Source organism: Streptomyces sp. NBC_00019, assembly GCF_045041015.1.
Classification (GTDB): Bacteria; Actinomycetota; Actinomycetes; order Streptomycetales; family Streptomycetaceae; genus Streptomyces.
In genome coordinates this window covers 8824144-8849766 of sequence record NZ_CP108302.1, presented here as the reverse complement: position 1 = coordinate 8849766, position 25623 = coordinate 8824144, and the positions used below count along the sequence as shown (strand labels likewise).

Sequence of the window (25623 nt, the reverse complement as noted above, 5' to 3'; positions counted from 1 at the left end):
CAGGAACCGATGTCGTATCGTCGAGGAGGTGCCCGCTGACGAGCCGTGACGGCGGGACCGGCTGGGAGGAGCCCCCGTGACGCAGCAGATCCCGTCGACCGAGCCCGAGCTGACCGGAGTCCGCAACTTCCGGGACGTCGGCGGTCTGCCGACGGTGGACGGACGGCGGGTGCGGTACGGAGTGCTGTTCCGCAGCGGTCACCTGGCGCACGCGACCGACGAGGACGCCGCGTTCCTCTCCTCCCTGGGGCTGCACACGGTCTTCGACTTCCGCAACGCCTCGGACCAGAAGCTCGAGGGCCCCGACGTCGAGCTGCCGGGCGTGCGCAATGTGAACCTCCCGCTGAGCGACCCGGCGGACGGCTCGGAGTTCTGGAAGATGGTCCGGGACGGCGAGATCGAGCAGCTGCGCGAGATCCTCGGCGACGACAAGGCGGCGAACCGGATGATCGCCTCGTACCGCAAGATCGTGAAGGAGCGCACCGCCGAGCACTCCCGCGTCCTGCACTCCCTCGCCGAGGAGAGCGTCCCCGCGCTGATGCACTGCGCGGCGGGCAAGGACCGTGCGGGCCTGTCCATCGCCGTGACGCTGCTCGCCCTCGGCGTGGAGCGGGAGGCGATCGTCGCGGACTACCTGGAGTCGAACGCCAAGCACCGCCGCTACAAGGTGCACCGCAGCAGCAAGTCCACCGCCGCCTACTCCCCCGAGGTGATGGAGCTGCTCGGCCCCCTCTTCGACGCGCGCGCCGAGTATCTCCAGGCCGCGTTCGAGACGATCGAGGAGACCTGGGCCAGCGTCGACACCTACCTGGAGCAGGGTCTCGGCCTGACCCCGCAGCTCCGGGACCGGCTGCGCGAGCGGCTCCTCGACTGAGGGCCGCCGGGTCTACTGCTTGGCCCCGAGCTCGAACAGCAGGTAGATGAAGGCCGCGAAGAGGTGCCCCACCGCGATGTAGATGATCAGCCGCACCCAGATGCCGCGCGGGAACCTCTCCTCCATGTCCTTCATGGCGTCTCTCCAGGGGTAGGGCCCAGGCACAGCGTGGCTGTGGGGCTCTGCAGCAGGGTGTGGACGAAGAGCAGCTCGACCCCGTCGGGGTCCTGGGCCGCGATGCGGTGCGGGGTCAGCGAGTCGAAGTGCGCGCTGTCGCCCGGGGCGAGCCGGTGGGTGGTGTCCCCGAGACGCAGCCGCAGCCGTCCTCTGAGGACGTACAGCCACTCCTCGCCGGGATGGACCCGCACGATGTCGCCCTGCGAGCCGTGGGGGACGTGCACGCGCAGCGCCTGCATGCCGCGTCCGGGCGCACCGGCCTGCCAGTAGGTCCAGCCGCCGGCGGCCGTCGGTTCCATGTCGGCGGCGCGCACGACGGCGTCCCGTTCGGCGACCGTCTCGCCGAGCAGCTCCGAGACGGTCGTACCGTAGATACGGGCGAGCGCGAGCAGCATCGGCAGCGAGGGCTGACGCTGCCCGGTCTCCAGCCGGGAGAGATGGGCGGGCGACAGCCCGGCGGCACGGGCCGCGGCCTCCAGGGTGAGGGAGGCGCGGTGCCGCAGCGCGCGGAGTTGCGGCGCGACGACGGGCAGGACGTCGCCGGGCTCGGGTTCCGGAGAGCTCATGCTCTCCATTCAGCCGCAGGTTTGCCTCCAGGGCAATTTTCTTGCCTCAGAGGCAAACCGCGCCGACTACCGGTTGGCCACCGCCTGCTTGACCAGCGTCTTCCCGAAGTCCCACATCAGTCCGCCCCCGCCGTGCGCGTCGTCCATGATGTCCGTGAAGGCGTCGACGAACCGGTCCACCTCCCGCTCCCCGACGGTCAGCGGCGGGATCAGCTTGATGACCTCCAGGTGGTCGCCGGAGACCTGGGTGAGGATCCGGTGGCGCTGGAGCAGCGGTACGACGACCATCTGCGCGAACAGGCCCTTGCGGGCGGCCTGCAGCATGGTCCAACGGCTGCGCAGACCGAGGGACTTGGGCCGGCCGAACTCGATGCCGACCATCAGACCCCGGCCCCGGACGTCGGCGAGCAGCTCGTACTTGTCGACCAGTGCCGCGAGCCGGTTCTTGAGCAGCTCGCCGGTGGCGCGGGCGTTCGCGGTGATCTGCTCGTTCTCCATGACGGACAGCACGGCGAGGCCGGCCGCCATGGCCTGCGCGTTGGACCCGAAGCTGGCCGAGTGGACCAGGACGCGGTCGATCGACGAGAAGACCTTCTTGAAGATCCAGTCCTTGCCGAGCGTGGCGCCGACCGGCACATAGCCGCCGGAGAGCGCCTTGGCCACACAGACGAGGTCCGGCTCGACGCCGTCCTCGTGCTGGTAGGCGTAGAAGTCGCCGGTCCGCCCGAGTCCCGTCTGCACCTCGTCCGCGATGAGCAGCGCCTTGTGCTTGTGCAGCAGCTCCTGCGCGGCGCGCAGATAGCCCGGCGGTGGCTCGAGGACGCCCTTGCCCTGGATGGGCTCGATGATCAGGGCGGCGACATCGCCCTTCTTCAACTCCCTTGCCAGGGCGTCGAGATCGCCGAGGGGTACGGCCGTGTCGGGCAGCAGCGGGGCGAAGCCGTCACGGAAGCCGTCCTCGCCGTTGACCGACAGCGAGCCCGTGGTGAGCCCGTGGAAGGCGTGGTCGCAGTACAGGATCCGCGGCTTGCCGGTGGCCCGCCGGGCGAACTTCAGCGCGGTCTCCACCGCCTCCGTACCGCTGTTCCCGAAGAACACCCGGTCCAGGTGCGGGCTGTGCGCGAGGAGCTTCTCGGCCAGCAGCCCGGGCAGCGGCTGGCAGTCGAAGCGGGTGAGATCGGCGAGCTCGGCATCGAGGACGTCGTGCAGCGCCTTGCGGACGACGGGGTGATGACGGCCCAGGCCCATCACCCCGAACCCGGCGAGCATGTCCAGGTAGTCGTTGCCGTCCGCGTCCCAGAAGTACGCGCCCTCGGCCCGCTCGTAGACCTTGTCGAAGCCGATGGTGTGCAGCATGCGCGGGAGCTGGTGGTTCAGGTACTTCGTGTGCAGCTCGTAGCGCTCGGCTCCGCGCTCGGCGAGGAGTCTGCCGAGGTCGAACTCCGTGGTCATTCAGCCTTCTCCCTGACAGGGCCGCCGGTCTGCTCGCCGACGGCCGACGTTCCCTCGGCCTCCTTGGCGGCCAACGTCTCCTCGGCCTCCTTGACCGCCAGGCTCGCGCTGATCCGTCCGGCGACCTCCACCGGGGTGAGCCCGATGTCGGCGAGCACCTCACCGCGCTTGGCGTGGGCGAGAAACTGCTCCGGAATCCCGAACCGCCGCACCGGTACGTCGACTTCGGCATCGCCCAGCGCCAGGGCCACCGCGGAGCCGACACCGGCGGCACGGCTGTTGTCCTCGACGACGGCGACCAACCGGTGCTCGGCGGCGAGGCCGGGCAGCGCCGGGTCGACGGGCTTGATCCAACGGGGGTCCACGACCGTGCAGTCGATACCGCGGGCCTCCAGCAGCTCGGCTGCCTGGAGACAGACACGCGCCATCACACCAACAGCCACCAGAAGCACCTCGGGCCGCGCTCCGCGGTGCAGCACGTCCATGCCGCCCACGCGGTCCACCGCGGGGATCTGTGGGCCCACCGACTCCTTGGGGAAGCGGACGAGCGTCGGCGCGTCGTCCACTGCCACGGCCTCCCTGAGCTGCGAGCGCAGCTGGTCGGCGTCGCGGGGCGCGGCGATCCGCAGGCCGGGCACGACCTGGAGGATCGACATGTCCCACATGCCGTTGTGCGAGGCCCCGTCCACACCCGTGACACCGGCCCGGTCCAGCACGAACGTCACCCCGCAGCGGTGCAGCGCGACGTCCATCAGGAGCTGGTCGAAGGCCCGGTTGAGGAAGGTCGCGTACACGGCGACCACGGGATGCAGCCCGCCGGTCGCGAGCCCGGCCGCGGACACCGCCGCATGCTGCTCGGCGATGCCGACGTCCCACACCCGGTCCGGGAACCGCGCGGCGAACTTCCCGAGCCCCACCGGGTGCAGCATGGCCGCCGTGATCGCCACGATGTCCTCCCGTTCCTCCCCGATCGCGGCGATCTCGTCCCCGAACACCGAGGTCCAGGAAGGCCCGTTGGAAGGCGCGAGCGGCTCGCAGGTGAGCGGGTCCATCACACCGACGGTGTGGAAGTGGTCCTCCTCGTGGGCGAGGGCGGGCTCGTAACCGCGGCCCTTCTCCGTCAGACAGTGGACGAGGACCGGCCCGTGGAACCGTTTCGCACGCCGCAGCGCCGACTCCACGGCCCCGATGTCATGCCCGTCGATCGGGCCGACGTACTTCAGCCCGAGATCCTCGAACATGCCCTGCGGAGCGAACGCGTCCTTGAAGCCCTTCTTCGCACCGTGCAGCGACTCGTAGATCGTGCTGCCCACGACCGGCGTCCGCAGCAGTACGTCCTTCCCCCAGGCCAGGACCTTCTCGTAGCCGTCGGTGGTCCGCAGGGTCGCCAGGTGGTTGGCGAGGCCCCCGATGGTCGGCGAGTACGAGCGCTCGTTGTCGTTGACGACAATGATCAGCGGCCGGTCCTTGGCGGCCGCGATGTTGTTCAGCGCCTCCCAGGCCATGCCGCCGGTGAGCGCGCCGTCGCCGATGACCGCGACCACATGCCCCTTGTCACCCTGGACCTGGCGGGCCTTGGCCAGCCCGTCGGCCCAGCCGAGCGCGGTGGAGGCATGGCTGTTCTCCACGATGTCGTGCTCGGACTCCTCACGCGACGGGTAGCCGGACAGACCACCCTTGCCGCGCAGCTTCGAGAAGTCCTGACGTCCCGTCAAAATCTTGTGTACGTAGCTCTGATGACCGGTGTCCCACACAATGCGGTCCACAGGCGACTCGAAGACCCGGTGGAGCGCGATGGAGAGTTCCACCACCCCCAGATTGGGTCCGAGGTGTCCGCCGGTCCTGGCCACGGCATGGACCAGGAACTCCCTTATCTCTTCGGACAGTTCACCGAGTTCCGCCTCGGACAGCGCCTTCAGGTCACGTGGTCCCCGGATGTTCTCCAAAATCGTCACGTCGGGCCCCCTTCGGTCCGTGCTGTTCAACTCACGGTGACGGCCGGCTCCCCCGACGCGACGCCGTCCTGCTCCATCTGTTCGGCGATCTTCATCGCCTCCTCGATGAGGGTCTCCACGATCTTCGACTCGGGGACGGTCTTGATGACCTCGCCCTTGACGAAGATCTGGCCCTTGCCGTTGCCGGAGGCGACCCCGAGATCCGCCTCCCGCGCCTCGCCGGGACCGTTGACCACACATCCCATCACCGCGACCCGCAGGGGCACTTCCATGCCCTCCAGGCCCGCCGTGACCTCGTCGGCCAGCTTGTAGACGTCGACCTGGGCGCGCCCGCAGGACGGACACGACACGATCTCCAGCCGCCGCTGCCTCAGGCCCAGCGACTCCAGGATCTGGATGCCGACCTTGACCTCCTCGGCCGGCGGCGCGGACAGCGAGACCCTGATCGTGTCGCCGATGCCCCGGCTGAGGAGCGCCCCGAAGGCCACCGCCGACTTGATCGTGCCCTGAAAGGCGGGACCGGCTTCCGTGACCCCCAGATGCAACGGGTAGTCGCACTGCTCGGCGAGCAGCTGGTAGGCGTTGACCATGACCACGGGGTCGTTGTGCTTGACCGAGATCTTGATGTCGCGGAAGCCGTGCTCCTCGAACAACGACGCTTCCCACAGCGCCGATTCGACGAGCGCCTCCGGCGTCGCCTTCCCGTACTTCTCCAGCAGCCTGCGGTCCAGCGATCCGGCGTTGACGCCGATCCGGATCGGCGTGCCATGGTCCGCGGCGGCCCGCGCGATCTCCCTGACCTTGTCGTCGAACTGCTTGATGTTGCCGGGATTGACACGTACGGCCGCGCAGCCGGCCTCGATCGCCGCGAACACGTACTTGGGCTGGAAGTGGATGTCCGCGATCACCGGGATCTGCGACTTGCGGGCGATGGTCGCGAGGGCGTCCGCGTCGTCCTGCGTGGGGCAGGCGACGCGGACGATCTGGCAGCCGGACGCGGTGAGCTCCGCGATCTGCTGCAGGGTGGCACCGATGTCGGACGTACGGGTCGTCGTCATCGACTGCACCGACACCGGCGCCCCGCCCCCGACCGCCACCGGCCCGACCTGGATCTGCCGCGACACGCGCCGCTCGGCGATCGGCCGGACCGGTACCTCGGGTACGCCCAAGGAGACGGCGGTCATGTCCTCACTCCCGGTTTCCGGAGACCGTCTCGCGCATCGCGCGCAGCGACTCCTTCAGCGAACCCATGGTCGCGAGGACGGCGGTGGGCTCGTAGCCGCAGTGCGCCATGCAGTTGGCGCAGCGCGGGTCCTTGCCACGGCCGTACTTGTCCCAGTCGGTCTCCTCGATGAGTTCGCGGTACGTCGGCACGTACCCGTCGCTCATCAGGTAGCAGGGGCGCTGCCAGCCGAAGAGGGAGTAGTTGGGGATCGCCCACGCCGTGCACGGGAAGTCGACCTTGCCCTCCAGGAAGTCCAGGAAGAGCGGCGAGTGGTTGAGCCTCCACTTCTTGCGGTTGCCGCCCGCGAAGGCCTTCTTGAAGAGCTCGCGGGTCTGCTCCACGCCCAGGAAGTGCTCCTGGTCTGGCGCCTTCTCGTAGGCGTAGGCGGGCGAGATCATCATCTCGTCGACGTGCAGGTCGTCGTTGAGGTAGTTGAGCACCTCGATGACGGTCTGCGGGGTGTCCGTGTTGAAGAAGGTCGAGTTGGTGGTGACCCTGAAGCCGCGCTTCTTGGCCTCCTTGATCGCCTCCACCGCCTCGTCGAACACACCCTCCTTCGCCACCGACTCGTCGTGCCGCTCACGCAGCCCGTCGATGTGCACGGCGAAGGCGAAGTAGGGCGAGGGCTTGAACTTGTCCATCTTCTTGCGCAGCAGCATGGCGTTGGTGCAGAGGAAGACGTACTTCTTCTTCGCCACCAACTGCCGCACGATCTCGTCGATCTGAGGGTGCATCAGCGGCTCACCGCCGGCGATGGACACCATCGGCGCACCGGACTCCAGCACCGCCCCGACGGCCTGCGCCACCGGCATGCGCTGCTTGAGCACACCCGCCGGGTGCTGGATCTTGCCGCAGCCCTCGCACGCGAGGTTGCACGCGAAGAGGGGTTCCAGCTCCACGATCAGCGGGAACTTGTCCCGCTTGCGGAGCTTCTGTTCGGCCAAGTATGTAGCGACCTTGATGGACTGACGCAGCGGCATGGCCATCTGGCTCACCTCCTGGGGAGCAGCAAGGAACGGTGCCATTCATAGAAAGCGGGAAGGACGGAACGAAGGACGCGGAAAGCTGATATTCCACCGCGCACCGTGCCGATCCGGACGAGTTCATGTTCTGGAGCGTCCACTACCACCCGGACGGCCGCAACGGGGCGTACTCCCGTCCGCACAGCGCTGTGGAGCGTGGCCGCGGACTCCATGTCGACCGCGATCGCGCCGGTCGCGAGCAGGTCGGACCGTTCGTGACCGCGTACGACGTGATCGGAGCCGGTGAGCGGTCCGGTGTGGACGGTGCGTCCGGGGGCCGCCCGTGCGAGCTCCTTGACGAGTAGGTCGGTCCCCACGCAGGGAACGGTTCCGTCCGGATCCCGGGTCTCCTCGGCGACGACGAGATCGCCGGGGTGCATGCCGGGGGCGAGCCCCGCGCAGAAGCCGGTGGCCAGTACCGCGGCGTCGGCGAGAGCGGGATCGGTGAGGGCGCGGGTGACGGCCCGCTCGGCCGCCCTGGGGCCCATGCCGGTGCGGAGCACGGTGACCGGCCCGTCGGCGCCGGCGCGGTCGCCGCTGCGCAGGGCGAGGTGCTCGATGCCGAGCGCGCAGGCGATCAGCAGCGGGGCGGAGGCCGGCCGGGTGGTCATCTCACGCCTCCCCCGCCTGGGCGAACGGCTCTCCGTGGACGTACCGGCCGAGTGCCGTGAGCGGGAAGACCTGCCGGTAGAGGTGGTAGTTGATGGAGAAGTCCCACGGGAAGCCGGTGCCGGTGAAGTAGGGCTCGTCCCAGGAGCCGTCCTCCCGCTGGGTGGCCGCGAGCCACGCGATGCCCCGCTCGACCGCCTTGGAGTCCTTCTCGCCTGCGGCCAGCAGGGCCATCAGCGCCCAGGCCGTCTGTGAGGCGGTCGAGGCCCCACGGCCGCTCCACGCCTTGGCCTCCTTGTAGGAGCGCAGATCCTCGCCCCAGCCGCCGTCGTCATTCTGGACGGACTCCAGCCAGCCCACGGCCCGCCGGATCGCCGGGTGCGCGGTGGGGATGCCGGCGGCGGTGAGCGCGGGCACCACCGACCCGGTGCCGTAGACGTAGTTGACGCCCCAGCGCCCGAACCACGAGCCGTCCTGCTCCTGTTCGGCGAGCAGCCACTCGATGCCGCGCCGGGTGCGCGGGTCGTGCGAGAGTCCCTCGACGGCCAGCATCTCCACCACATGGGCGGTGACGTCGGCGGACGGCGGGTCGATGACCTCACCGAAGTCGCAGAAAGGCAGCCGGTTGGGGAACGGGCTGGTGTTGTCGACGTCGAAGGCGCCCCAGGCACCGTTCTTCGACTGCATGCCGAGGTTCCAGCGCACCCCGCGCCCGATCGCGTTCTCCACCCGGTCCGGGTCGTGGTGCCTGACGCGGCGCAGGGCGAGGACGACCTCCGCGGTGTCGTCGATGTCGGGGTAGTTGTCGTTGTGGAACTCGAACGCCCAGCCGCCCGGGGGTAGTTGGGGCCGCTTGACGGCCCAGTCCCCGGGCCGGACGATCTCCTCGCCGAGCATCCAGTCCGCGGCCTTGACGAGTTGCGGATGGTCGGCGGGCACTCCGGCGTCGGCGAGCGCGATGGTGGCGAGGCAGGTGTCCCACACCGGCGACTGGCAGGCCTCGATCATCCGGGACCCGTCCTCGCGCCAGATGGCGAAGCGGTCCAGGGACTCCAGCCCCGCCCGCATGACCGGGTGTTCGAGGTCGTAGCCGACCAGATGGAGGGCGATGACCGAGTACACGGCCGGCGGCTGGATACCGCCCCAGCAGCCGTCGTTCTCCTGCCGCTCGATGATCCAGCGGGCGGCGGTGCTCACGGCCGCCTTGCGCAGCCGGCGCGGCACGACCTTGCGCACCTGGTGCAGCGCCTTGTCCAGACGCTGGAAGGCACCGTCCCAACTCGCCGCCGGGGCAAGGGGCTTGGCCGGGTTGGGGTCGGCCGGATCGGTGTGCAGTTCGTCGAGCGGGAAGGGGGCGGGCCGTACCGGCCGCTTCGCCGAGACGATCGTCAGCGGGACGATGGTCTGCCGGGCCCAGCAGCCGAAGTCGTAGATGTTGAGCGGCACCCACTTCGGGAAGTAGATGAGCTCGGGCGGGAGTTCGGGGAGGTCCTCCCACTTCCACCAGCCGAACAGGGCGAGCCAGATCCGGGTGAAGACGCGGGCGGAGGCGATGCCGCCCCGTGCGCGGATCCACTCCGACGCCCTCGCCATGTGCGGCTCGTCGGGTGCGTCACCTGCCAGCCGGAGAGCGACGTACGCCTCGATGGTGGTGGAGAGTTCGCCGGGTCCGCCGTAGAAGGAGGCCCAGGTGCCGTCCTCGCGCTGCTCGCCGCGGATGAACAGGCCGGCCGCGTGGGTGGTGGACTCGTCGCGGATACCCAGGAACTGACGGAGCAGCAGGTCCTCGGCGTCCATGGTGACGTTGGTCTCCAGGTCGCCCTTCCACCAGCCCTGTGAGTCCTGCCGTTTGAGCAGGTACTCCGTGGCGCGTTGCACGGCGCATACAGCGGCTTCTTGTACCCCGGCCGCCGCGGGGGTCTCGATGTCGGTTTCGCTGGCCGCGGCAGTCCGGGGCGGCAGAGCCCCGGTGCTTCCGTCGGTCGTCGCTGTCATGGCTTCCCCTTCGTGCAGTGTGCATGTGGTGCTCTGCTGTGGGTCCGCCGTCGGCCGGTGCTCGGTTTCCCGCGACACCGGCCGGCGACTACGCGAGGGCTATTCGACCGATAGTGATCATCTCTTTCGTACGACGACGAAGTCGGCGAGCGCGGTGAACCGGTCCCGCACCCGGTCGGGCATGTCGATGGCGTCGAGCGCCTCGACGGCGATGGTGTGCTGACGGCGCGCCTCGCCGGCCGTCCAGTCCCGGCCGCCCGCCTCCTCGATGAGGGCGGCGCGGGCCGCGAACTCCTCCTCGGAGAAGTTCTCGAAGTCGCTGCTCTTGGCGTCCGCGGCGAGGATCTCGCCGAGCCGGTCGGAGGCGGAGCCGCCCGCCGCGAGCGCGGCCACGACCGGCAGGGACTTCTTGCGCTGACGCAGGTCGCTCCAGGTCTGCTTGCCGGTGGAGACCGGGTCGCCCCAGATGCCGAGCAGGTCGTCGACGGCCTGGAAGGCGAGGCCGAGGTGGTAGCCGTACCTCTCCAGGGTGTCTGCGGTGCGGTCGTCCGCGCCGCCGAGCACCGCGCCGATGGAGCTGGCGCAGGCCAGCAGGGCACCGGTCTTGTTGCCCTCCATCTCCAGGCACTCCTCGACGCTGACGCGGTCGCGGTGCTCGTAGGAGATGTCCTGGGCCTGTCCGTCGATGAGGGCGCGGGTGGCGGAGGTGAGGCGCCGGGTGGCGCGGCCCGCCGCGACGGTGCCGAGTTCGAGGAGCACCTCGTTGGCCAGCGCGAACAGGGCGTCGCCGACGAGGATGGCCTGGGCCGGGCCGTGCACCTTCCAGACCGTGTCGCGGTGGCGGCGCTGCTCGTCGCCGTCCATCAGGTCGTCGTGCAGCAGCGAGAAGTTGTGGACCAGCTCCACGGCGACGGCGCCGGGGATACCGACCTCGGGTGCGGCGCCGGTGACCTCGGCGGACAGCACCGCGAGTGCGGGGCGCACGGCCTTGCCGCCGTCGCCTGCGGTCGGGTTGCCCTCGGCGTCGATCCAGCCGAAGTGGTAGGCGGAAACGGTGTCCATGGGAGCGGCCAGGCGGTCGATCGCCGCCCTCAGTACCGGAGTGGCCAGGGTTCGGCCACGCTCCAGCAGCGCGGTCACGTCCACCGCCTCGGCAGCCGTCGAGGCCGGGGGCACAGTGGGCACAGTCTCTCCTCTTGTTGCGGTACCGGGGGTGCGGGGGCCTGCCGCGTGCTGATCGAGCATCAGGCCGCCTCCTCCATGTCGAAGAGGCGGCTGGGGCGGGGCCGGCCCAGGGCGCTCAGCGCGGCGTCCGCCGCACTCACACCACTGCGGACCGCACTCTCCATGGTCGCGGGCCACCCTGTGGCGGTCCACGCACCGGCCAGGTACAGGCCGGGGGTTCTGGTGCGGGCGCCGGGCCGCAGCCGCCCGACGCCGGGTGCGGGATCGAACGTCGCCGTCCGTTCCCTGGTCACGAAGAAGTCCCTCACCTCGGCACCGCGCGCGCCGGGCAGCAGCCGCTCCAGCTCCGGCAGATAGCGCTCGCGCAGCACGGCGACCGGCTCGTCGATCTCGTCCTGCGCGGCCGACTGGGACAGGGCCAGGTACTGCCCGTCCCTGAGCCCGGAGGCGTCGGTGCGGTCGAACACCCACTGCACCGGGGTGCCGAGGGCGGTGAAGAAGGGACGGTTCAGCACCTTGCGGTCGTACACGACGTGCACGTTGAGGATCGGCGCGGTGCCGATCGCGAGCAGCTGCTCGGGGGCGTCGAGGGCGCCGTCCGGCAGCAGGTCGTACGTCTCGCGCTGGGGTACGGCGAGGACGACCGCGTCCGCGCGCAGCGTCTCGCCGGGAACCTGAACGCTCCAAGTCCCGTTCTCGTCAGTAGAGATGGAGGTGACGCGTGTACGGACCTCGGTACGCACGCCCGCGGAGTCGAGCGCCTTGCGGGCCAGCCGGTCATGCAGTTCACCCAGCGGGACGCGCGCCCATCCGATGTCGGCCGCGCCCGGGTCGGACAGCAGACCGGTCTTGAACACCATCGCGGCGAGCCCCAGCGAGGCGTCGCCCGCGACCGCGTTGAGAGTGGCGACCCCGACCAGGTCCCAGAGGGCCTCGACGGCACGCGCCGACTGACCGTGCGCAGTCAGCCAGCTGCCGAAGCTCTGTGCGTCCAGGTTCGGATCGGCGAGGTCGAGCCCCTTGAGCGCGAGCGCGGCCCGGCCCACCTTGGCCCGTTCGGCGAGCGAGAGATGCGGATACGTGGCGAGGCTGCGCCCCAGATGCAGGGGCACCGGCAGCGCGTCGCGCCGCAGCCTGCCGAGCCGCCGTCCCTCGGGCTTGTCGACGTCGACCACGGGCACGTCGAGACGGTCCTGCAGCGGCGCCAGCGCGGTTCCCTCGATCCGGTCGAGGAACCAGCGGTAGGCAGTGCAGCAGCGCAGATAGACGTGCTGTCCGTTGTCGACGGTCAGCTCGCCGCGCTGGAAGGAGAAGGCGAGCCCGCCCAGGCGCGGCCGGCCTTCGAGCAGGGTGACGCGGACCCCCGCGTCGGCGAGGGCGAGCGCTGTGGTGATGCCGGCGAGTCCGCCGCCGATCACGACCGCGTCCCGCCCCGACTGATGTCCGTCGGTCATCGTGCGCCCTCCCCTGCCCGGCCGCTGTGGTGTTTGAACGGTGCACAGCCGACCGTTGCAGTCAGGGACGCGCTCCCTGAGCGGAGGGTTGCGTGCCACTTTTCCCCGGCGGCATCACCTTGGACCGAATTGTCCATCAGGCGCGCCTCCTGACGGTCCGCCGCGTCACATGCCGGGCGTCGAGGCCGGAAAGGCCGCGCACCGCGACGTACGCCTTCTCGCGCCCGGGCAGCGAGACCCGGCCGCGCAACACCGCCTGAGGGTCGCGCTCGATGCGGTCGAGGAGCCGGCGGTAGATGCCGGCCATGGCGGCGACGCAGGCACCGCTGCGCCGGTCGAGCATGGGGAGCAGCCGGTAGCCCTCGGCGAAAAGGGCGCGGGCCCGGCGCACCTCGAAGTGCACGAGACCCGCGAAGTCGGAGCCCTCCGGTGGCGTCGGCCCGCTGAACCCGGCCGAGCAGCCGAACTTCGCGAGGTCGTCGGCCGGCAGATAGGTGCGCCCGCCCTCCGCGTCCTCACGGACGTCCCGCAGGATGTTGGTGAGCTGGAGCGCGAGACCGAGCGTGTCGGCATACTCCGGCGCGCGCTCAACGCCACGCGCCCCCTGTTCCGTACCGAACACACCGAGCGAGAGCCGCCCGATGGCGCCGGCGACACAGCGGCAGTAGACCTTCAGGTCGTCCCAGGTCTCATAGGTCTCACCGCGTACGTCCATCAGGACGCCGTCGATGAGCTCGTCCAGGCCCTCCAACGGGATCGGGAAGGCCTCGGCGGCATGGGCGAGGGCGACCGCGACCGGGTCGGTGTCGTCCTCGTCGACCGCGCCCTCGCGGACCCGGGCCAGCATCGCCCGGGTGTCCTCGAGTCTGACGCCCTTCACATCGTGGTCCAGCGCGCCGTCGCCGATGTCGTCGACGCGGCGCGAGAACGCGTAGAGCGCTGACATCGCGCGGCGCTTGGGCATCGGCAGGAGCCTGATGCCGTAAGCGAAGTTACGGGCCTGCTGTCCGGTGACGGCCTCGCAATAGCTGTAGGCGGCGAGTACCGGTGCGGACACGTGTGGTTCGGCCTCCACGGTCCGGATCACCCCTCTCCTCGCAGAGTCACGCCCACCTCGCGCAGCAACTGGAGCTTGCCGGGCTTGGGCGGGCCGGGAAGTACGTCGTATTCGGCGGCGGCAATCGCATGGATGGCCGCCCTTCCCCCCGCCACGAACCCCGCGAGCAGCAGCTTCAGCCTGCCGTGGACGCTACCCACCAGGGGGGCGCCTTCATTCAGGAGACCGCGGGCGCGTTGTGCTTCGTACGCGACCAGTGCGCGCACCGATGCGCCTGCGGTCTTCGTGGCGAGATCCGCCTCCTGGACATGGAACTGTTTCATGTCCTCGGCGGGCAGGTAGATGCGGTCGCGGCCGAGGTCCTCGGCGACGTCCTGGAGGTGTTCGACGATCTGCAGGGCCGTGCAGATCGTGTCCGAGTGCCGGATCCGCTCGGGGGTCGAGGTGCCGGTGACGCCGAGGACCAGGCGGCCCACGGGGTTGGCCGACAGCTCGCAGTAGGCGAGCAGATCGTCGTAGGTCTCGTACCGCTTGACCAGTTGGTCCTGGCGGTTGGCGGCGATCAGGCCGAGGAAGGGCTCGGGGGTGAGCGAGCAGCGGCGGACCGTCGGCCGAAGGCGGCGCAGCAGGGGGTGGCGGGGCTCTTCGGAGAAGACCCGCTCGAGGTCGGCCTCGAAGGCGTCCAGCAGGCGAAGCCGGTCCGCGGCGTCCTCGGCCGGCACGCCGAGCAGACGGGCGTCGGCACCGCCGGGGGCGAGGTCGCCGTCGCCGATGTCGTCGACAAGACGGGCGAAGCCGTACACCGCCATGAGATCGGCGCGCCAGGCCCGGGGCAGAAAGAAGGGAGCCACGGGGAAGTTCTCACCCGCGGCCTTGTCCAGCGTGCCGCGCTCCGGATCCGGGGCGCGCCCCGTGTCGGTTCCCGTCACCGCGGACCGCCCGGAGCGGGGACGGCACATGCGTTGAGCTGGGGAGTTTCCGTAGCCATAGCCGTCACATCTCCCGTTCTACACCGCCGACCCAATACACACTATTTCGGACACGCCGCCCAGCCTTCCGCGCAGCCGCTCCAACTGAAGGTGTCGGGCATTATCGCCCCACTTGCCGCGATTCGGGACCGGTACATCTTACGTTGTACAACTCAACGTGGTGAGTCGGGGTGTCCTGCACATCACAAGAACACACCGATTGGCTTCAAGATTCCTACGCCGTACCGAAGTTGACGTTTCCTTTGCAGACGCGGGGCCCCACCGGAGCAGTTCCGGCGGGGCCCCGCGAAGCGTCGTGGCCCCTACGTCCAGGCCCAGGTGGACTACTTGCCCGTGAACTTCTCGTACTCCTTGAGGACCTCTTCGGTCGGGCCGTCCATGCGCAGCTCGCCGCGCTCCAGCCACAGGACCCGGTCGCAGGTGTCACGGATCGACTTGTTGTTGTGGCTCACCAGGAACACCGTGCCGGCTTCCTTGCGCAGTTCACGGATGCGCGCCTCGGAGCGTTTCTGGAACTTGCGGTCGCCGGTCGCCAGGGCCTCGTCGATCATCAGGACGTCGTGGTCCTTGGCCGCGGCGATGGAGAAACGCAGACGGGCCGCCATGCCGGAGGAATAGGTGCGCATCGGGAGGGTGATGAAGTCGCCCTTCTCATTGATGCCGGAGAAGTCGACGATCTCCTGGTAGCGCTCCTTGATCTGCTCCCGGGACATACCCATGGCGAGCCCGCCCAATATGACGTTCCGCTCGCCAGTGAGGTCGTTCATCAGGGCCGCGTTGACGCCGAGCAACGAGGGCTGGCCGTCGGTGTAGACCTTGCCGCTCTCGGCGGGCAGCAGGCCGGCGATGGCGCGCAGCAGGGTCGACTTGCCGGAGCCGTTGGAGCCGATCAGGCCGATGGCCTCACCGCGGTAGGAGACGAAGGAGACGCCGCGCACGGCGTGCACCTTGCGGACGCCTCGCTCCTCGCCGCGCTTGACGATGCGGCTCAGGGCGGCGGTGGCGCTGCCCTTGCCGGACTTGGCGCCGTTGACGCGGTAGACGATGTGGAGGTCGTCCGCGATGACGGTGGGGCGGGGGTCCCGCTGCTGCTCAGCCACGGCCGTACCTCTCCTCGGCCTTCCAGAAGTAGACGAAGCCGAACGCACCGGCGAGCAGCGCCCAGCCGAGGGCGAAGAGCCACACGTGCGGGGGCAGGTACTCCGAGCCGTATCCGTCGATCATCGCGAAGCGGACCAGGTCCATGTAGATCGCGGCGGGGTTCCACTGCAGGACCTCGGTGACCCAGCCCGGCATGTCCTTGTCGGCGAGCATCGCCGGGATGCTGAACATGACGCCCGAGGCGTACATCCAGGTCCGCAGCACGAACGGCATCAGCTGGGCCAGGTCGGGGGTCTTGCTGCCCATGCGGGCGAAGATCAGCGCGAGGCCGGTGTTGAAGACGAAGTGCAGGACCAGCGCGGGCAGCACCAGCAGCCAGGACAGGCCGGGGTAGCTGCCGAACGCCACCATGACCACGACCAGCACGATCATCGAGTACAGCAGCTGCTGGAGCTGCTGGAGCGCGAACGAGATCGGCAGCGCGGCGCGCGGGAAGTGCAGGGCGCGGACCAGTCCGAGGTTGCCGGAGATGGCGCGCACACCGGCGAGGACCGAGCTCTGCGTGAACGTGAAGACGAAGACGCCCGTGACCAGGAACGGCACATAGATGTCGTGCGGGATGCCCTTCCGGGCGCCCAGCAGCAGGCCGAAGATGAAGAAGTACACGAGCGCGTTCAGCAGCGGCGTGGCCACCTGCCACAGCTGGCCGAGCTTGGCCTGGCTGTACTGGGCGGTCAGCTTCGCCCGCGAGAACGCGAGGATGAAGTGACGGCGGTCCCAGAGCTGGCGGACGTACTCGACGAGCGAGGGGCGGGCGCCGCTCACGGACAGCCCGTACTTGTCGGCGAGCTGTGCCGCCGTGAGGCCCTCGTCGGGCGACGGAGGCGCGGTCACCGCGACTCCGCCGTCATGCGTTGTCTCACTCACCAGTGGAAACTTTCGTCCTCGAGATGCGCAGCCTGTGCGGGCTGGGGGCATGAACCGGGGTCCTGGGTCGGGCCCGGTGGTGCTCTCAGTTTCGAGCTTGTCAGATGACCGGGGGCCGGCCCAGTCGGGTCAGCCGCCACACCGTACGCCACTTCATCGGCCTGCGGGGGCCGCAGCCGGTGCTCCACCCCTCCCGGAACCCGCCGAACCACGCCTTCAGCGCGGGCCGCGAGGGGCGGCGCAGCAGGGTGAGCAGCATCCAGACCCCGAGGTAGACCGGGACCAGGAGGGCGGGGAGGTTGCGGCGGGCGAGCCAGACGCGGTTGCGGGCGACCATGCGGTGGTAGACCGCGTGCCGCGAGGGCGCGGTCGTGGGGTGGTACAGCACCATGTCGGACCGGTAGTCGATCATCCAGCCCGCGTCGAGAGCCCGCCATGCCAGGTCGGTTTCCTCATGGGCGTAGAAGAATTCGTCCGGGAGACCGCCGACTTCGGCGAAGACCTTCGTCCGTACGGCGTTGGCGCCGCCGAGGAAGGTGGTGACCCGGGAGGAGCGCATCGGATCGGCGGCGCGCAGCCGGGGGACGTGGCGGCGCTGGGTCTCGCCGGTGTCCGGGTCGGCGATGCGGAAGCTGACGATGCCGAGCTCGGGGTCGGCCTCGAAGGCCTGGCGGCACAGCTCGGCGGTGTCGTGGTTCGCGAGCAGGCCGTCGTCGTCGAGGAAGAGCAGTATGTCGACGTCGCGGCCGCTGGGGCCGAAGGCCTCGATGCCGACGTTGCGGCCGCCGGGGATGCCGAGGTTCTCGGGCAGCTCGACGGTGCGGACGCCCTCGGGGACGTCCGGGACGGGCGAGCCGTTGCCGACAACGGCCACCTGGACGCGGTCGCCGTCCTGCTTGGCGACCGAGTCGAGCAGGGCCCGCAGTTCGTCGGGGCGGTTGCCCATCGTGATGATGACCGCGCCGACCTTCATGCCGCTCACTTCAGCCTGCTGGAGGCGAGGATGGACACGAGGTGCAGCAGGGTCTGGAGCAGCGCGATGCCCGCGAGGACCGCGACGCCGAGCCGGGTCCAGAAGAGGTCGCCGCGCATCTGGTCGACGATCGCCAGGACCAGGATCAGCAGGGACGCCTCGATGCCGAGGATCAGCCGGTGGAACTTCAGCAGGGCGGCGGCCTTGCGGGCCAGTGCCATGCCGGAGGAGCGCATCTCGGACGCCGATTCCTGGACCGGCGGCTTGCCGGTCTGGTGCCGGGCGACACCGACGAGGTCGGTCTCCGCCTTGATCAGGATGGCGCCGAGCGCGGCCAGGGTGCCGAGGAAGGCCCACAGCCAGTCGATCCGGCCGCTGCCCCACAGGTCGGCGGCGCGCAGGCCGAAGCCGACCAGCACGGCGGCGTCGGTCAGATAGGCGCCGACCCGGTCCAGGTAGACGCCGTTGAGCGAGTACTGCTTCTTCCAGCGGGCGATCTCGCCGTCGACGCAGTCCAGCAGCAGATACATCTGCACACAGACCACACCGAGCACGGCCCCCGGGATCCCCGGCACGAGAAGTGCCGGGGCCGCGAGGACACCGAAGACGGTCATCAGGTACGTGAGCTGGTTGGGCGTGACCCTGGTGTTGACCAGGTAGCGGTCGATCCGCAGGGACACCTCGCGCATGTAGAGGCGCCCCATCCAGTGCTCACCGCTGCGCCGGTCCTTGACCCCTGCGGGGTGCACGACCGGACGGAGTTCAGCTACCGATGGTCTTGACATAGTCGACGTAGAGATCCTTGATCTGGTCGGGCTTGAGGTCGAGGTGTTCGAGGATCGTGTACCGGCCGGGCCGGGTCTCCGGAGCGAACTCCACGGCGCGGACGAACTCGTCCACGGTGAAGCCGATCTCCTCCGGCAGCACCGGCAGTCCGTGCCGGCGCAGCACGGAGGCCATGTGCGCCGACTCCTCGTGGGCACCTCGCAGGAACATCGCGAAGGTGGCGCCCAGTCCGCACTGTTCGCCGTGGGCGGCGGCGCGCTTGGGGAACAGCAGGTCGAAGGCGTGGTTGATCTCGTGGCAGGCACCCGAGGAGGGGCGGGAGTCACCCGAGACCGACATGGCGATACCGCTGAGCACGAGCGCCTCGGCGAGCACCTGGAGGAAGTCCGTGTCCCCTATGCCGCCGGGGTGCCGGAGAACCGCCTCGCCGGCCTGGCGGGCGATCGCGGCGGCCAGGCCGTCGATCTTCTCGCCCTTGACGCGGTTGGCCAGCTCCCAGTCCGCGATCGCGGAGACGTTGGAGACGGCGTCGCCGATGCCCGCGCGCACGAAGCGGGCCGGGGCCTCGTGGATGACGTCGAGGTCGATGACGACCGCGATCGGGTTCGGCACACCGTACGAGCCGCGGCCCGCGTCGTTGTCGAGGGTCGCGACCGGGGAGCACAGGCCGTCGTGCGCGAGGTTCGTCGGTACGGCGACCAGCGGCAGGCCGACGCGCGCCGCGGCGAACTTGGCGCAGTCGATGATCTTGCCGCCGCCGAGGCCCACGACCGCGTCGTAGTGGCCGGCCTTTATGTCGCTGGCCAGCTGCACGGCGTCGTCGAGGGTGCCACCGCCGACCTCGTACCAGGTGGCGCCGGGGAGCGAGGGTTCGAGCCGCTGCCGCAGCCGGGCGCCGGAGCCGCCGCTGACGGCGACGGCGAGCCGGCCGGAGTGCGAGATGCGCTCGTCGGCGAGGACGCCCACCAGGTCGTCGAGGGCACCCGGGCGGATGTCGACGACGACGGGAGCGGGGATGAGCCGGGTCAGTAGAGGCACGCGATCTCCCGTCCGCGGGCGAGATCGTCGTGATTGTCGATCTCCACCCACTTGACGTCGCCGATCGGCGCCACGTCGATCCTGAAGCCGCGGTTCACGAGCTCCTGGTAGCCGTGCTCGTAGAACTGCTGCGGGTCCGTCTCCCAGACCGTCTTCAGCGCGTCGGCCAGCTCGGGGGCGGCGTCGCCCTCGATGAGGGTGACGCCGATGTACTCGCCGGTGGCCTCGGCCGGGTCCATCAGCTTGGTGATCTTCGTCATGCCCTTCGCGGGATCGACGACGACCTTCATCTCCTCGTCCGCGAGGGACTTCACGGTGTCGAGGGCAAGGATGACCTTCTTGCCGTCGCCGCGGGCGGCGAGCAGGGTCTTCTCGACCGAGACCGGGTGGACGGTGTCGCCGTTGGCGAGGATCACGCCGTCCTTGAGGGCGTCACGTCCGCACCACAGGGAGTAGGCGTTGTTCCACTCCTCGGCCTTGTCGTTGTCGATGAGGGTGAGCTTGAGGCCGTACTTCGCCTCCAGCGCCGCCTTGCGCTCGTACACGGCTTCCTTGCGGTAGCCGACGATGATCGCGACCTCGGTCAGGCCGATCTCGGCGAAGTTGCCGAGAGTGAGGTCGAGAACCGTAGGTTCGCCCTCTATGCCCGCGGGACCCACCGGCACCAGAGCCTTGGGAAGGCTGTCGGTGTAGGGGCGCAGACGCCGTCCGGCGCCGGCCGCCAGCACGAGGCCGATCATGCGGGTTCTCCTTCATCGTGTACGGCGGGCGCCCCGGAGGACACCCAGAAGCGGATGCTCTCGACGAGCACCAGCAGGGCGACGGCCACGGCGAGAGCCGTGAGCGCGACCGTGAACTGCGAGGCGGTGAGCGCGGCGGCCAGGACGGTGACGAGCAGCGTCCGCCCTTCGTGCCCCCCAATAGCGCGCACCAGCCAGGCCGGGGACGCGCCGGCGTTGCCGCGGATGCGGTACACCGTGTCGTAGTGATGGTAGGCGACCGCGGCCACCAGCCCGAAAGCCGCAGGAAGGGCTCCGTTCACATCGGCCTTGGCCGCCAGGACCAGGACGGTGCAGTACTCGGCTGCCCTGAAGAACGGGGGGATCAACCAGTCGAGGGCGCCCTTGAGGGGGTGCGAGACGGCCTCGGCCGACAGCAGGACGTAGAGCCCGGCGAGGAGGACGACCTGCCAGGCGGGGCCCCAGACCCAGGCCGCCAGGACCACGGCGACCGCGCCGGCGGCGGCGCTGAGCGGAGCGGTCCTGCGGACCGGGCCGGGCAGGAAGCGCACGATCAGTTCGGCCAGCGGCCCGCTGTCCGCGAGGTCCGCCAGGGCCTGTGCCGCGCGGTCCGTCCGCTTGGCCTTGCGGGTCAGCGAGCGCAGCACGCGGCCCGCCGTGGTGTACGTGGCCGCGAAGGCACAGCCGATGAGCAGTGCGTAGAAGGTGATCCGGGGAGTCGTGGCCGCCGTCAGAATCGCGATCATCGCCCAGCGCTCGCCGATCGGCAGCACGATCATCCGGCGGATCCACACCGTCCAGCCGACGCTGTCCAGCTTGTCGGAGAGCGCGGCGGTGGGGCTGGTGTTGGCGGTGGCGTCGTGGTTCGCCTCGTTGAAGGAGAAGTCGACGACATGCCGGCAGGTCTGCAGGATCATCGCGCCGAGCGCCAGCGCCCATACGTCGTCGCCGCCGCGGGCGGCTCCGAGGGCGAGGCCGGCGTAGTAGGCGTACTCCTTGGCCCGGTCGAAGGTGGCGTCGAGCCAGGCGCCGAGCGTGGAGTACTGCAGGGAGTAGCGGGCGATCTGGCCGTCGACGCAGTCCAGGACGAAGGACGCGATCAGCAGGACGCCGGCGGCGATGAAGCCGGCCCGGGTGCCGGTGGCCGCGCTGCCCGCCGCTATCAGGGCGGTGAGCAGGGAGGCGGTGGTGACCTGGTTCGGGGTCAGGCCCCGGCGGGCGCACCAGCGGGCGATGTAGCGGGAGTAGGGGCTGATGAAGTGGGTGGTGAAGAAGCCGTCGCGGGACTTCACGGCCGACTTCAGGCGTACGGCTTCGTCGTCGACGTCCGCGACGGCCTGCCGTGCCTCGTTGCGGGCCTGCGGGTCGGCGGGCACGGCGGCGACCAGGCTGCCGAGCTCGGGGTGGTGGACACCGGCGTTCTCGGTGTCCAGCGCGGTGACGATGCGGTCGGCGAGGCTGTCGACGGCGACCGTCGTCCCGCCGCCGGCGCTGCTCTCCCGGGCCATCGCACGGGTCAGGGCCTGCCGCCCGGCCGGCTGGGCGGTGACGGCGCCGGAGATCGCGGCGAGCGGGAAGCGGGGGTCGGTGAGGCCGAGGCGCAGGGCGTGCGGGTGGCCCACGAAGCGGGCGTCGACCACGGCGACCCGCTGGTCGCCCGGGACCTGGGCGAGGAGCGTCTCGGCGTCGGCGGCGTCCGAGGCGACCCGGACGTCGAAGCCGAGCGACCGCAGATCGCCCTCGATCGACGATCCGGGGACCGGCTGACCGGTGAGGATGGCGGTCGACAACCGAACTCACTCCCTGGGTGCCGACGCGGGGCGTCGGTCATCTGCATGGTGGGGGCGCCCCTCGGCGTGGCTCGGCGCGCCCGGGCGGCATGTCGGCAGAGGCTATCGGATGCCGGGAAGCCTGCGTTCACCGCCCGTTCATGGGCCGATCAACGCCGTCTCCCCCGGCCTTTGCCGCGATCATCATGGGTGATCACGGGCCTCGCCCACAAACCGCGGGCCATCGGACCGGGCATCTGGGACATTGCGGGGCCCACCATCGCCTCGGCATAGGGTGGGCGACCATGACATGGCTGATCACAGGTGGAGCGGGATACATAGGGGCCCACGTGGCGCGGGCCATGACGGACGCCGGGGAGCGCGTCCTCGCGCTGGACGATCTGTCGGCCGGGATCCCGGCGCGGCTGCCCGCGGACGTGACGCTGGTACGGGGTTCGTCGCTGGACGCCGGTCTGCTGAAGCGGGTGCTCGCCGAGCACGAGGTGACCGGGGTGGTGCACCTGGCCGCGCGCAAGCAGGTCGCCGAGTCCGTCGCCCAGCCGATGCGCTACTACCAGGAGAACGTCGGCGGACTGGCAACGCTCCTCGAAGCCGTCGCCGAGGCCGGGATCGAGCGCTTCCTCTTCTCCTCGTCCGCCGCCGTCTACGGCAACCCCGACGCGGAGCTGATCACCGAGGACACCCCGTGCGCCCCGGTGAACCCGTACGGCGAGACGAAGCTCACCGGTGAGTGGCTGGTGCGGGCGGCCGGGCAGGCGCACGGCATCTCGACCGTGTGCCTGCGCTACTTCAACGTGGCGGGCGCGGCCACGCCGGAGCTGGCGGACACCGGTGTCTTCAACATCGTGCCGATGGTCTTCGACCGGCTCACCCGCGACGAGGCCCCGCGGATCTTCGGCGACGACTATCCGACGCCGGACGGCACCTGTATCCGTGACTACATCCATGTCGCCGACCTGGCGGAGGCGCATCTGGCGGCCGCGCAGGGGCTCGGGGACCGCAGCGGGGACCTGACCGTCAACATCGGCCGCGGCGAGGGCGTCTCCGTGCGCGAGATGGTCACCGTCATCGGCGAGGTCACCGGGGACCGGCGGCCCGCCGTCGTGGAGCCCCGGCGCCCCGGCGACGCCCCGGTCTCGGTGGCCTCGGCCGCCCGGGCCGCCGAGGAGCTCGGCTGGACGGCCCGCCGCGGGGTGCACGAGATGATCGAGTCGGCGTGGCGGGGCTGGCAGCTGCACCACGCCAAGTGAGTCGGGAGCGTTCTGACCTGCGGATCGTTTCCGCAGGTCAGGGCACATGACAACGGTGTTCAGTGCCGCGTTGCCCCATACCCCCCACCCGTAGTTCACTGTGATCCCGGGCGGGCTGTTCCGGGTCGACACGTAGGAGGCGGCTTCCATGGGGGCTGGGCACGATCACGGGCACGCGCACTCGCATGCGCCGCCCGGCGGTACGGCGACCGCGGCGTACCGCGGCAGGCTGCGGGTCGCGCTGTCGATCACGCTCACCGTCATGGTGGTCGAGATCGTCGGCGGCATCCTGGCGGACTCGCTGGCCCTGGTCGCGGACGCGGCGCACATGGCGACGGACGCGCTGGGTCTCGGCATGGCGCTGATGGCGATCCACTTCTCGAGCCTCCCGCCGAGCGGGAAGCGCACCTTCGGTTACGCCCGCGCGGAGATCCTCGCCGCGCTCGCCAACTGTCTGCTGCTGCTCGGCGTCGGCGGGTACGTCCTGTACGAGGCGGTCCAGCGCTTCATCACGCCCGCCGGCACCGAGGGCGGGCTGACCATCGTGTTCGGCGCGATCGGCCTGGTCGCGAACATGATGTCGTTGTCGCTGCTGGTGCGCGGTCAGGCGGAGAGCCTGAACGTGCGGGGCGCCTTCCTGGAGGTCGCGGCGGACGCGCTGGGCTCGCTCGCGGTGATCATCTCCGCGGTGGTGATCCTGACCACCGGCTGGCAGGCCGCCGACCCGATCGCCTCCCTGGTCATCGGACTGATGATCGTGCCGCGTACCTGGAAGCTGCTGCGGGAGACCCTCGACGTACTGCTGGAGGCGGCCCCGAAGAACGTCGACATGGACGACGTACGGGCCCACGTGCTGGCCCTCGACGGCGTCGAGGACGTCCACGACCTGCACGCCTGGACGATCACCTCCGGGATGCCGGTGCTGTCCGCGCACGTGGTGGTGCGCTCGGACGTGCTGAGTGCGATCGGTCACGAGAAGATGCTCCACGAGCTCCAGGGCTGCCTGGGCGACCACTTCGACGTGGAGCACTGCACCTTCCAGCTGGAGCCGGTCGGGCACGCGGAGCACGAGGCGAAGCTCTGCCACTGAGAGTCCCGCAAGCATGCTCGAACGCCCCGAAAGTACGTTTCAGGCGGAATGCAGCGATCCGGTGACCGGCTGCGTCCTCCACCCCACAGCGCCACCCCGGACGGTTCCCCGTCCGCCGCGCCGGGCACGATCAACTGCCGGTAGTGCCGTATTTGTGCGGCACACTTGGTGCGCGAAAAACCGATGCGAAGGATGGGTATGCCGATCACACCTGCCACGGCGACACACAGTCCGTCGAACGGCACAGCTGACGCGATTCTGCTGGAACTCGTCGACGAGGACGGCGTCACGATCGGCACCGCGGAGAAGCTCGCCGCCCATCAGGCGCCGGGGCAACTGCACCGCGCCTTCTCCGTGTTCCTCTTCGACGAGCGGGGCCGGCTGCTGCTCCAGCAGCGCGCGCTGGGCAAGTACCACTCCCCCGGCGTGTGGTCCAACACGTGCTGCGGCCACCCCTATCCGGGTGAGGCGCCCTTCGCGGCGGCCGCCCGGCGGACGTACGAGGAGCTGGGCGCCTCCCCGTCGCTGCTCGCCGAGGCGGGCACGGTCCGCTACAACCACCCGGACCCGGACTCGGGCCTGGTGGAACAGGAGTACAACCACCTCTTCGTGGGCCTGCTGCAGTCGCCCCTGCGTCCGGATCCGGAGGAGATCGGCGAGACGGTCTTCGTGACGCCCGCCGAGCTGGCGGAGCGGCATGCCAAGGACAGCTTCTCGTCCTGGTTCATGACGGTGCTGGACGCGGCCCGTCCCGCGGTCAGGGAGCTGACGGGCCCGTCCGCCGGCTGGTGACGCCCGCTGCCTACGACACCCGCACGGGTACGAGCGGCAGGGCGGCCCAGATCACCTTGCCGCCGTTCGCCGTGTGCTCGACATCGCAGACGCCGCCCGCCTCGCGGGTGACCTCGCGCACCAGCAGCAGCCCGCGGCCGCCGGTCTGGCCGTGGTCGGCCTCCAGTGCGGTTGGGCGGTAGGGGTGGTTGTCCTCCACCGACACCCGCACCCACTCGGCGCCGACGGCGACCTCCACGGCGAGCATCGGCGACAGCAGGGCCGCGTGCCGCACCGCGTTGGTGACCAGTTCGGAGACGATCAGCAGGAGTCCCTGCACCAGGTCGTCCGAGACCGGTACGCCCTGGCGCAGCAGCAGATCCCGCACGGCGTGCCGCGCCTGCGGGACCGAGACGTCGACGGCGGGGGCGGTGAACCGCCAGACGCCCTCGTACGGCAGTGGCCCGGGCAGGCCGGGGGCCGGCTCCTCGACCTCGCCGGCTGCTGGACGTGGGCCGGACCCGCGCCCATGGTTCTCCATTGTCCGGTCGCCACCCTTGCGCTCGATTGTCACCACACGTCGAGTGTTGGCAGCGA

At 70.2% G+C, this 25623-nt stretch carries 25 protein-coding genes; 4 read left to right on the top strand and 21 right to left on the bottom strand.

The genetic code is table 11. From position 1 onward, the window contains the following. The first annotated feature begins 76 nt into the window (after positions 1-76). Complete coding sequence (locus OHU89_RS40925; RefSeq protein ID WP_405650167.1) at positions 77-874, top strand: tyrosine-protein phosphatase; 798 nt, start codon at positions 77-79, stop codon at positions 872-874. A gap of 12 nt (positions 875-886) precedes the next feature. On the opposite strand, the gene OHU89_RS40920 is transcribed toward OHU89_RS40925, so the two are convergent. The 20 genes from OHU89_RS40920 to OHU89_RS40825 all read right to left on the bottom strand — a co-directional run bounded on the left by OHU89_RS40920 (position 887) and on the right by OHU89_RS40825 (position 21915). Next, positions 887-1009, bottom strand: a complete 123-nt coding sequence (locus tag OHU89_RS40920) for a DUF6126 family protein (RefSeq protein WP_046256361.1) — start codon at positions 1007-1009, stop codon at positions 887-889. Next, complete coding sequence (locus tag OHU89_RS40915) at positions 1006-1617, bottom strand: helix-turn-helix domain-containing protein (RefSeq protein WP_405650165.1); 612 nt, start codon at positions 1615-1617, stop codon at positions 1006-1008. Before OHU89_RS40915 ends, OHU89_RS40920 begins: the two co-directional genes overlap by 4 nt. Positions 1618-1683: 66 nt before the next feature. Then, positions 1684-3069 carry an aspartate aminotransferase family protein gene (locus OHU89_RS40910; RefSeq protein ID WP_405650163.1) on the bottom strand — a complete coding sequence of 462 codons (1386 nt, stop codon included), beginning with the start codon at positions 3067-3069 and terminating at the stop codon, positions 1684-1686. Further along, positions 3066-5024, bottom strand: a complete 1959-nt coding sequence (gene dxs, locus OHU89_RS40905) for a 1-deoxy-D-xylulose-5-phosphate synthase (protein ID WP_405650162.1) — start codon at positions 5022-5024, stop codon at positions 3066-3068. Before dxs ends, OHU89_RS40910 begins: the two co-directional genes overlap by 4 nt. 26 nt (positions 5025-5050) lie before the next feature. After that, positions 5051-6208, bottom strand: coding sequence for a flavodoxin-dependent (E)-4-hydroxy-3-methylbut-2-enyl-diphosphate synthase (gene ispG / locus OHU89_RS40900; protein WP_405650161.1), 1158 nt, complete (start codon positions 6206-6208; stop codon positions 5051-5053). Between the two features lie 4 nt (positions 6209-6212). Beyond that, positions 6213-7235, bottom strand: coding sequence for an adenosyl-hopene transferase HpnH (hpnH, locus tag OHU89_RS40895; protein ID WP_365406036.1), 1023 nt, complete (start codon positions 7233-7235; stop codon positions 6213-6215). 5 nt (positions 7236-7240) lie between these two features. Continuing rightward, positions 7241-7882: a 1-hydroxy-2-methyl-2-butenyl 4-diphosphate reductase gene (locus OHU89_RS40890; protein WP_405650160.1), complete on the bottom strand. Its 642-nt coding sequence runs from the start codon at positions 7880-7882 to the stop codon at positions 7241-7243. Between the two features lies 1 nt (position 7883). After that, positions 7884-9875 carry a squalene--hopene cyclase gene (gene shc, locus OHU89_RS40885; RefSeq protein ID WP_405650158.1) on the bottom strand — a complete coding sequence of 664 codons (1992 nt, stop codon included), beginning with the start codon at positions 9873-9875 and terminating at the stop codon, positions 7884-7886. Between the two features lie 117 nt (positions 9876-9992). Then, a complete protein-coding gene (locus tag OHU89_RS40880) occupies positions 9993-11120 on the bottom strand; it encodes a polyprenyl synthetase family protein (protein WP_327720750.1) in 1128 nt (375 codons plus the stop codon). Further along, positions 11120-12514, bottom strand: coding sequence for a hydroxysqualene dehydroxylase HpnE (gene hpnE, locus OHU89_RS40875; RefSeq protein WP_405650156.1), 1395 nt, complete (start codon positions 12512-12514; stop codon positions 11120-11122). The genes OHU89_RS40880 and hpnE overlap by 1 nt, the downstream gene beginning before the upstream one ends. Then, complete coding sequence (locus OHU89_RS40870; RefSeq protein ID WP_266885522.1) at positions 12511-12651, bottom strand: DUF6380 family protein; 141 nt, start codon at positions 12649-12651, stop codon at positions 12511-12513. The genes hpnE and OHU89_RS40870 overlap by 4 nt, the downstream gene beginning before the upstream one ends. Continuing rightward, positions 12651-13601, bottom strand: coding sequence for a presqualene diphosphate synthase HpnD (gene hpnD / locus OHU89_RS40865; RefSeq protein ID WP_405650154.1), 951 nt, complete (start codon positions 13599-13601; stop codon positions 12651-12653). The genes OHU89_RS40870 and hpnD overlap by 1 nt, the downstream gene beginning before the upstream one ends. Beyond that, complete coding sequence (gene hpnC / locus OHU89_RS40860; protein WP_405650153.1) at positions 13598-14500, bottom strand: squalene synthase HpnC; 903 nt, start codon at positions 14498-14500, stop codon at positions 13598-13600. The genes hpnD and hpnC overlap by 4 nt, the downstream gene beginning before the upstream one ends. Before the next feature lie 383 nt (positions 14501-14883). Further along, complete coding sequence (locus OHU89_RS40855; protein WP_046256351.1) at positions 14884-15660, bottom strand: ABC transporter ATP-binding protein; 777 nt, start codon at positions 15658-15660, stop codon at positions 14884-14886. Beyond that, positions 15653-16588, bottom strand: a complete 936-nt coding sequence (locus tag OHU89_RS40850; RefSeq protein WP_266885530.1) for an ABC transporter permease — start codon at positions 16586-16588, stop codon at positions 15653-15655. Before OHU89_RS40850 ends, OHU89_RS40855 begins: the two co-directional genes overlap by 8 nt. 100 nt (positions 16589-16688) lie before the next feature. Beyond that, complete coding sequence (locus OHU89_RS40845; RefSeq protein WP_405654867.1) at positions 16689-17561, bottom strand: glycosyltransferase family 2 protein; 873 nt, start codon at positions 17559-17561, stop codon at positions 16689-16691. 5 nt (positions 17562-17566) lie between these two features. After that, complete coding sequence (locus tag OHU89_RS40840; RefSeq protein WP_266885532.1) at positions 17567-18346, bottom strand: CDP-alcohol phosphatidyltransferase family protein; 780 nt, start codon at positions 18344-18346, stop codon at positions 17567-17569. Continuing rightward, the gene (locus OHU89_RS40835; protein ID WP_046256347.1) at positions 18324-19385 is read right to left on the bottom strand and encodes an iron-containing alcohol dehydrogenase family protein; all 1062 of its coding nucleotides are present in this window, start codon (positions 19383-19385) and stop codon (positions 18324-18326) included. Before OHU89_RS40835 ends, OHU89_RS40840 begins: the two co-directional genes overlap by 23 nt. Next, positions 19373-20125, bottom strand: a complete 753-nt coding sequence (locus OHU89_RS40830) for a sugar phosphate nucleotidyltransferase (RefSeq protein WP_405650152.1) — start codon at positions 20123-20125, stop codon at positions 19373-19375. The genes OHU89_RS40835 and OHU89_RS40830 overlap by 13 nt, the downstream gene beginning before the upstream one ends. Further along, positions 20122-21915: a DUF5941 domain-containing protein gene (locus tag OHU89_RS40825; protein ID WP_266885538.1), complete on the bottom strand. Its 1794-nt coding sequence runs from the start codon at positions 21913-21915 to the stop codon at positions 20122-20124. The genes OHU89_RS40830 and OHU89_RS40825 overlap by 4 nt, the downstream gene beginning before the upstream one ends. Before the next feature lie 284 nt (positions 21916-22199). Here OHU89_RS40825 and galE point away from each other — a divergent pair, with 284 nt between their 5' ends. The 3 genes from galE to idi all read left to right on the top strand — a co-directional run bounded on the left by galE (position 22200) and on the right by idi (position 25047). Continuing rightward, positions 22200-23165, top strand: coding sequence for a UDP-glucose 4-epimerase GalE (galE, locus tag OHU89_RS40820; RefSeq protein ID WP_267014309.1), 966 nt, complete (start codon positions 22200-22202; stop codon positions 23163-23165). 148 nt (positions 23166-23313) lie between these two features. Further along, the gene (locus OHU89_RS40815) at positions 23314-24255 is read left to right on the top strand and encodes a cation diffusion facilitator family transporter (RefSeq protein ID WP_405650151.1); all 942 of its coding nucleotides are present in this window, start codon (positions 23314-23316) and stop codon (positions 24253-24255) included. 198 nt (positions 24256-24453) lie between these two features. Beyond that, a complete protein-coding gene (idi, locus tag OHU89_RS40810; RefSeq protein ID WP_405650149.1) occupies positions 24454-25047 on the top strand; it encodes an isopentenyl-diphosphate Delta-isomerase in 594 nt (197 codons plus the stop codon). 10 nt (positions 25048-25057) lie between these two features. Here idi and OHU89_RS40805 read toward each other — a convergent pair whose 3' ends face one another. Continuing rightward, entirely contained in the window at positions 25058-25567 is a 510-nt protein-coding gene (locus OHU89_RS40805; RefSeq protein ID WP_405654866.1) for an ATP-binding protein, read from the bottom strand. Positions 25568-25623 lie beyond the last annotated feature (56 nt).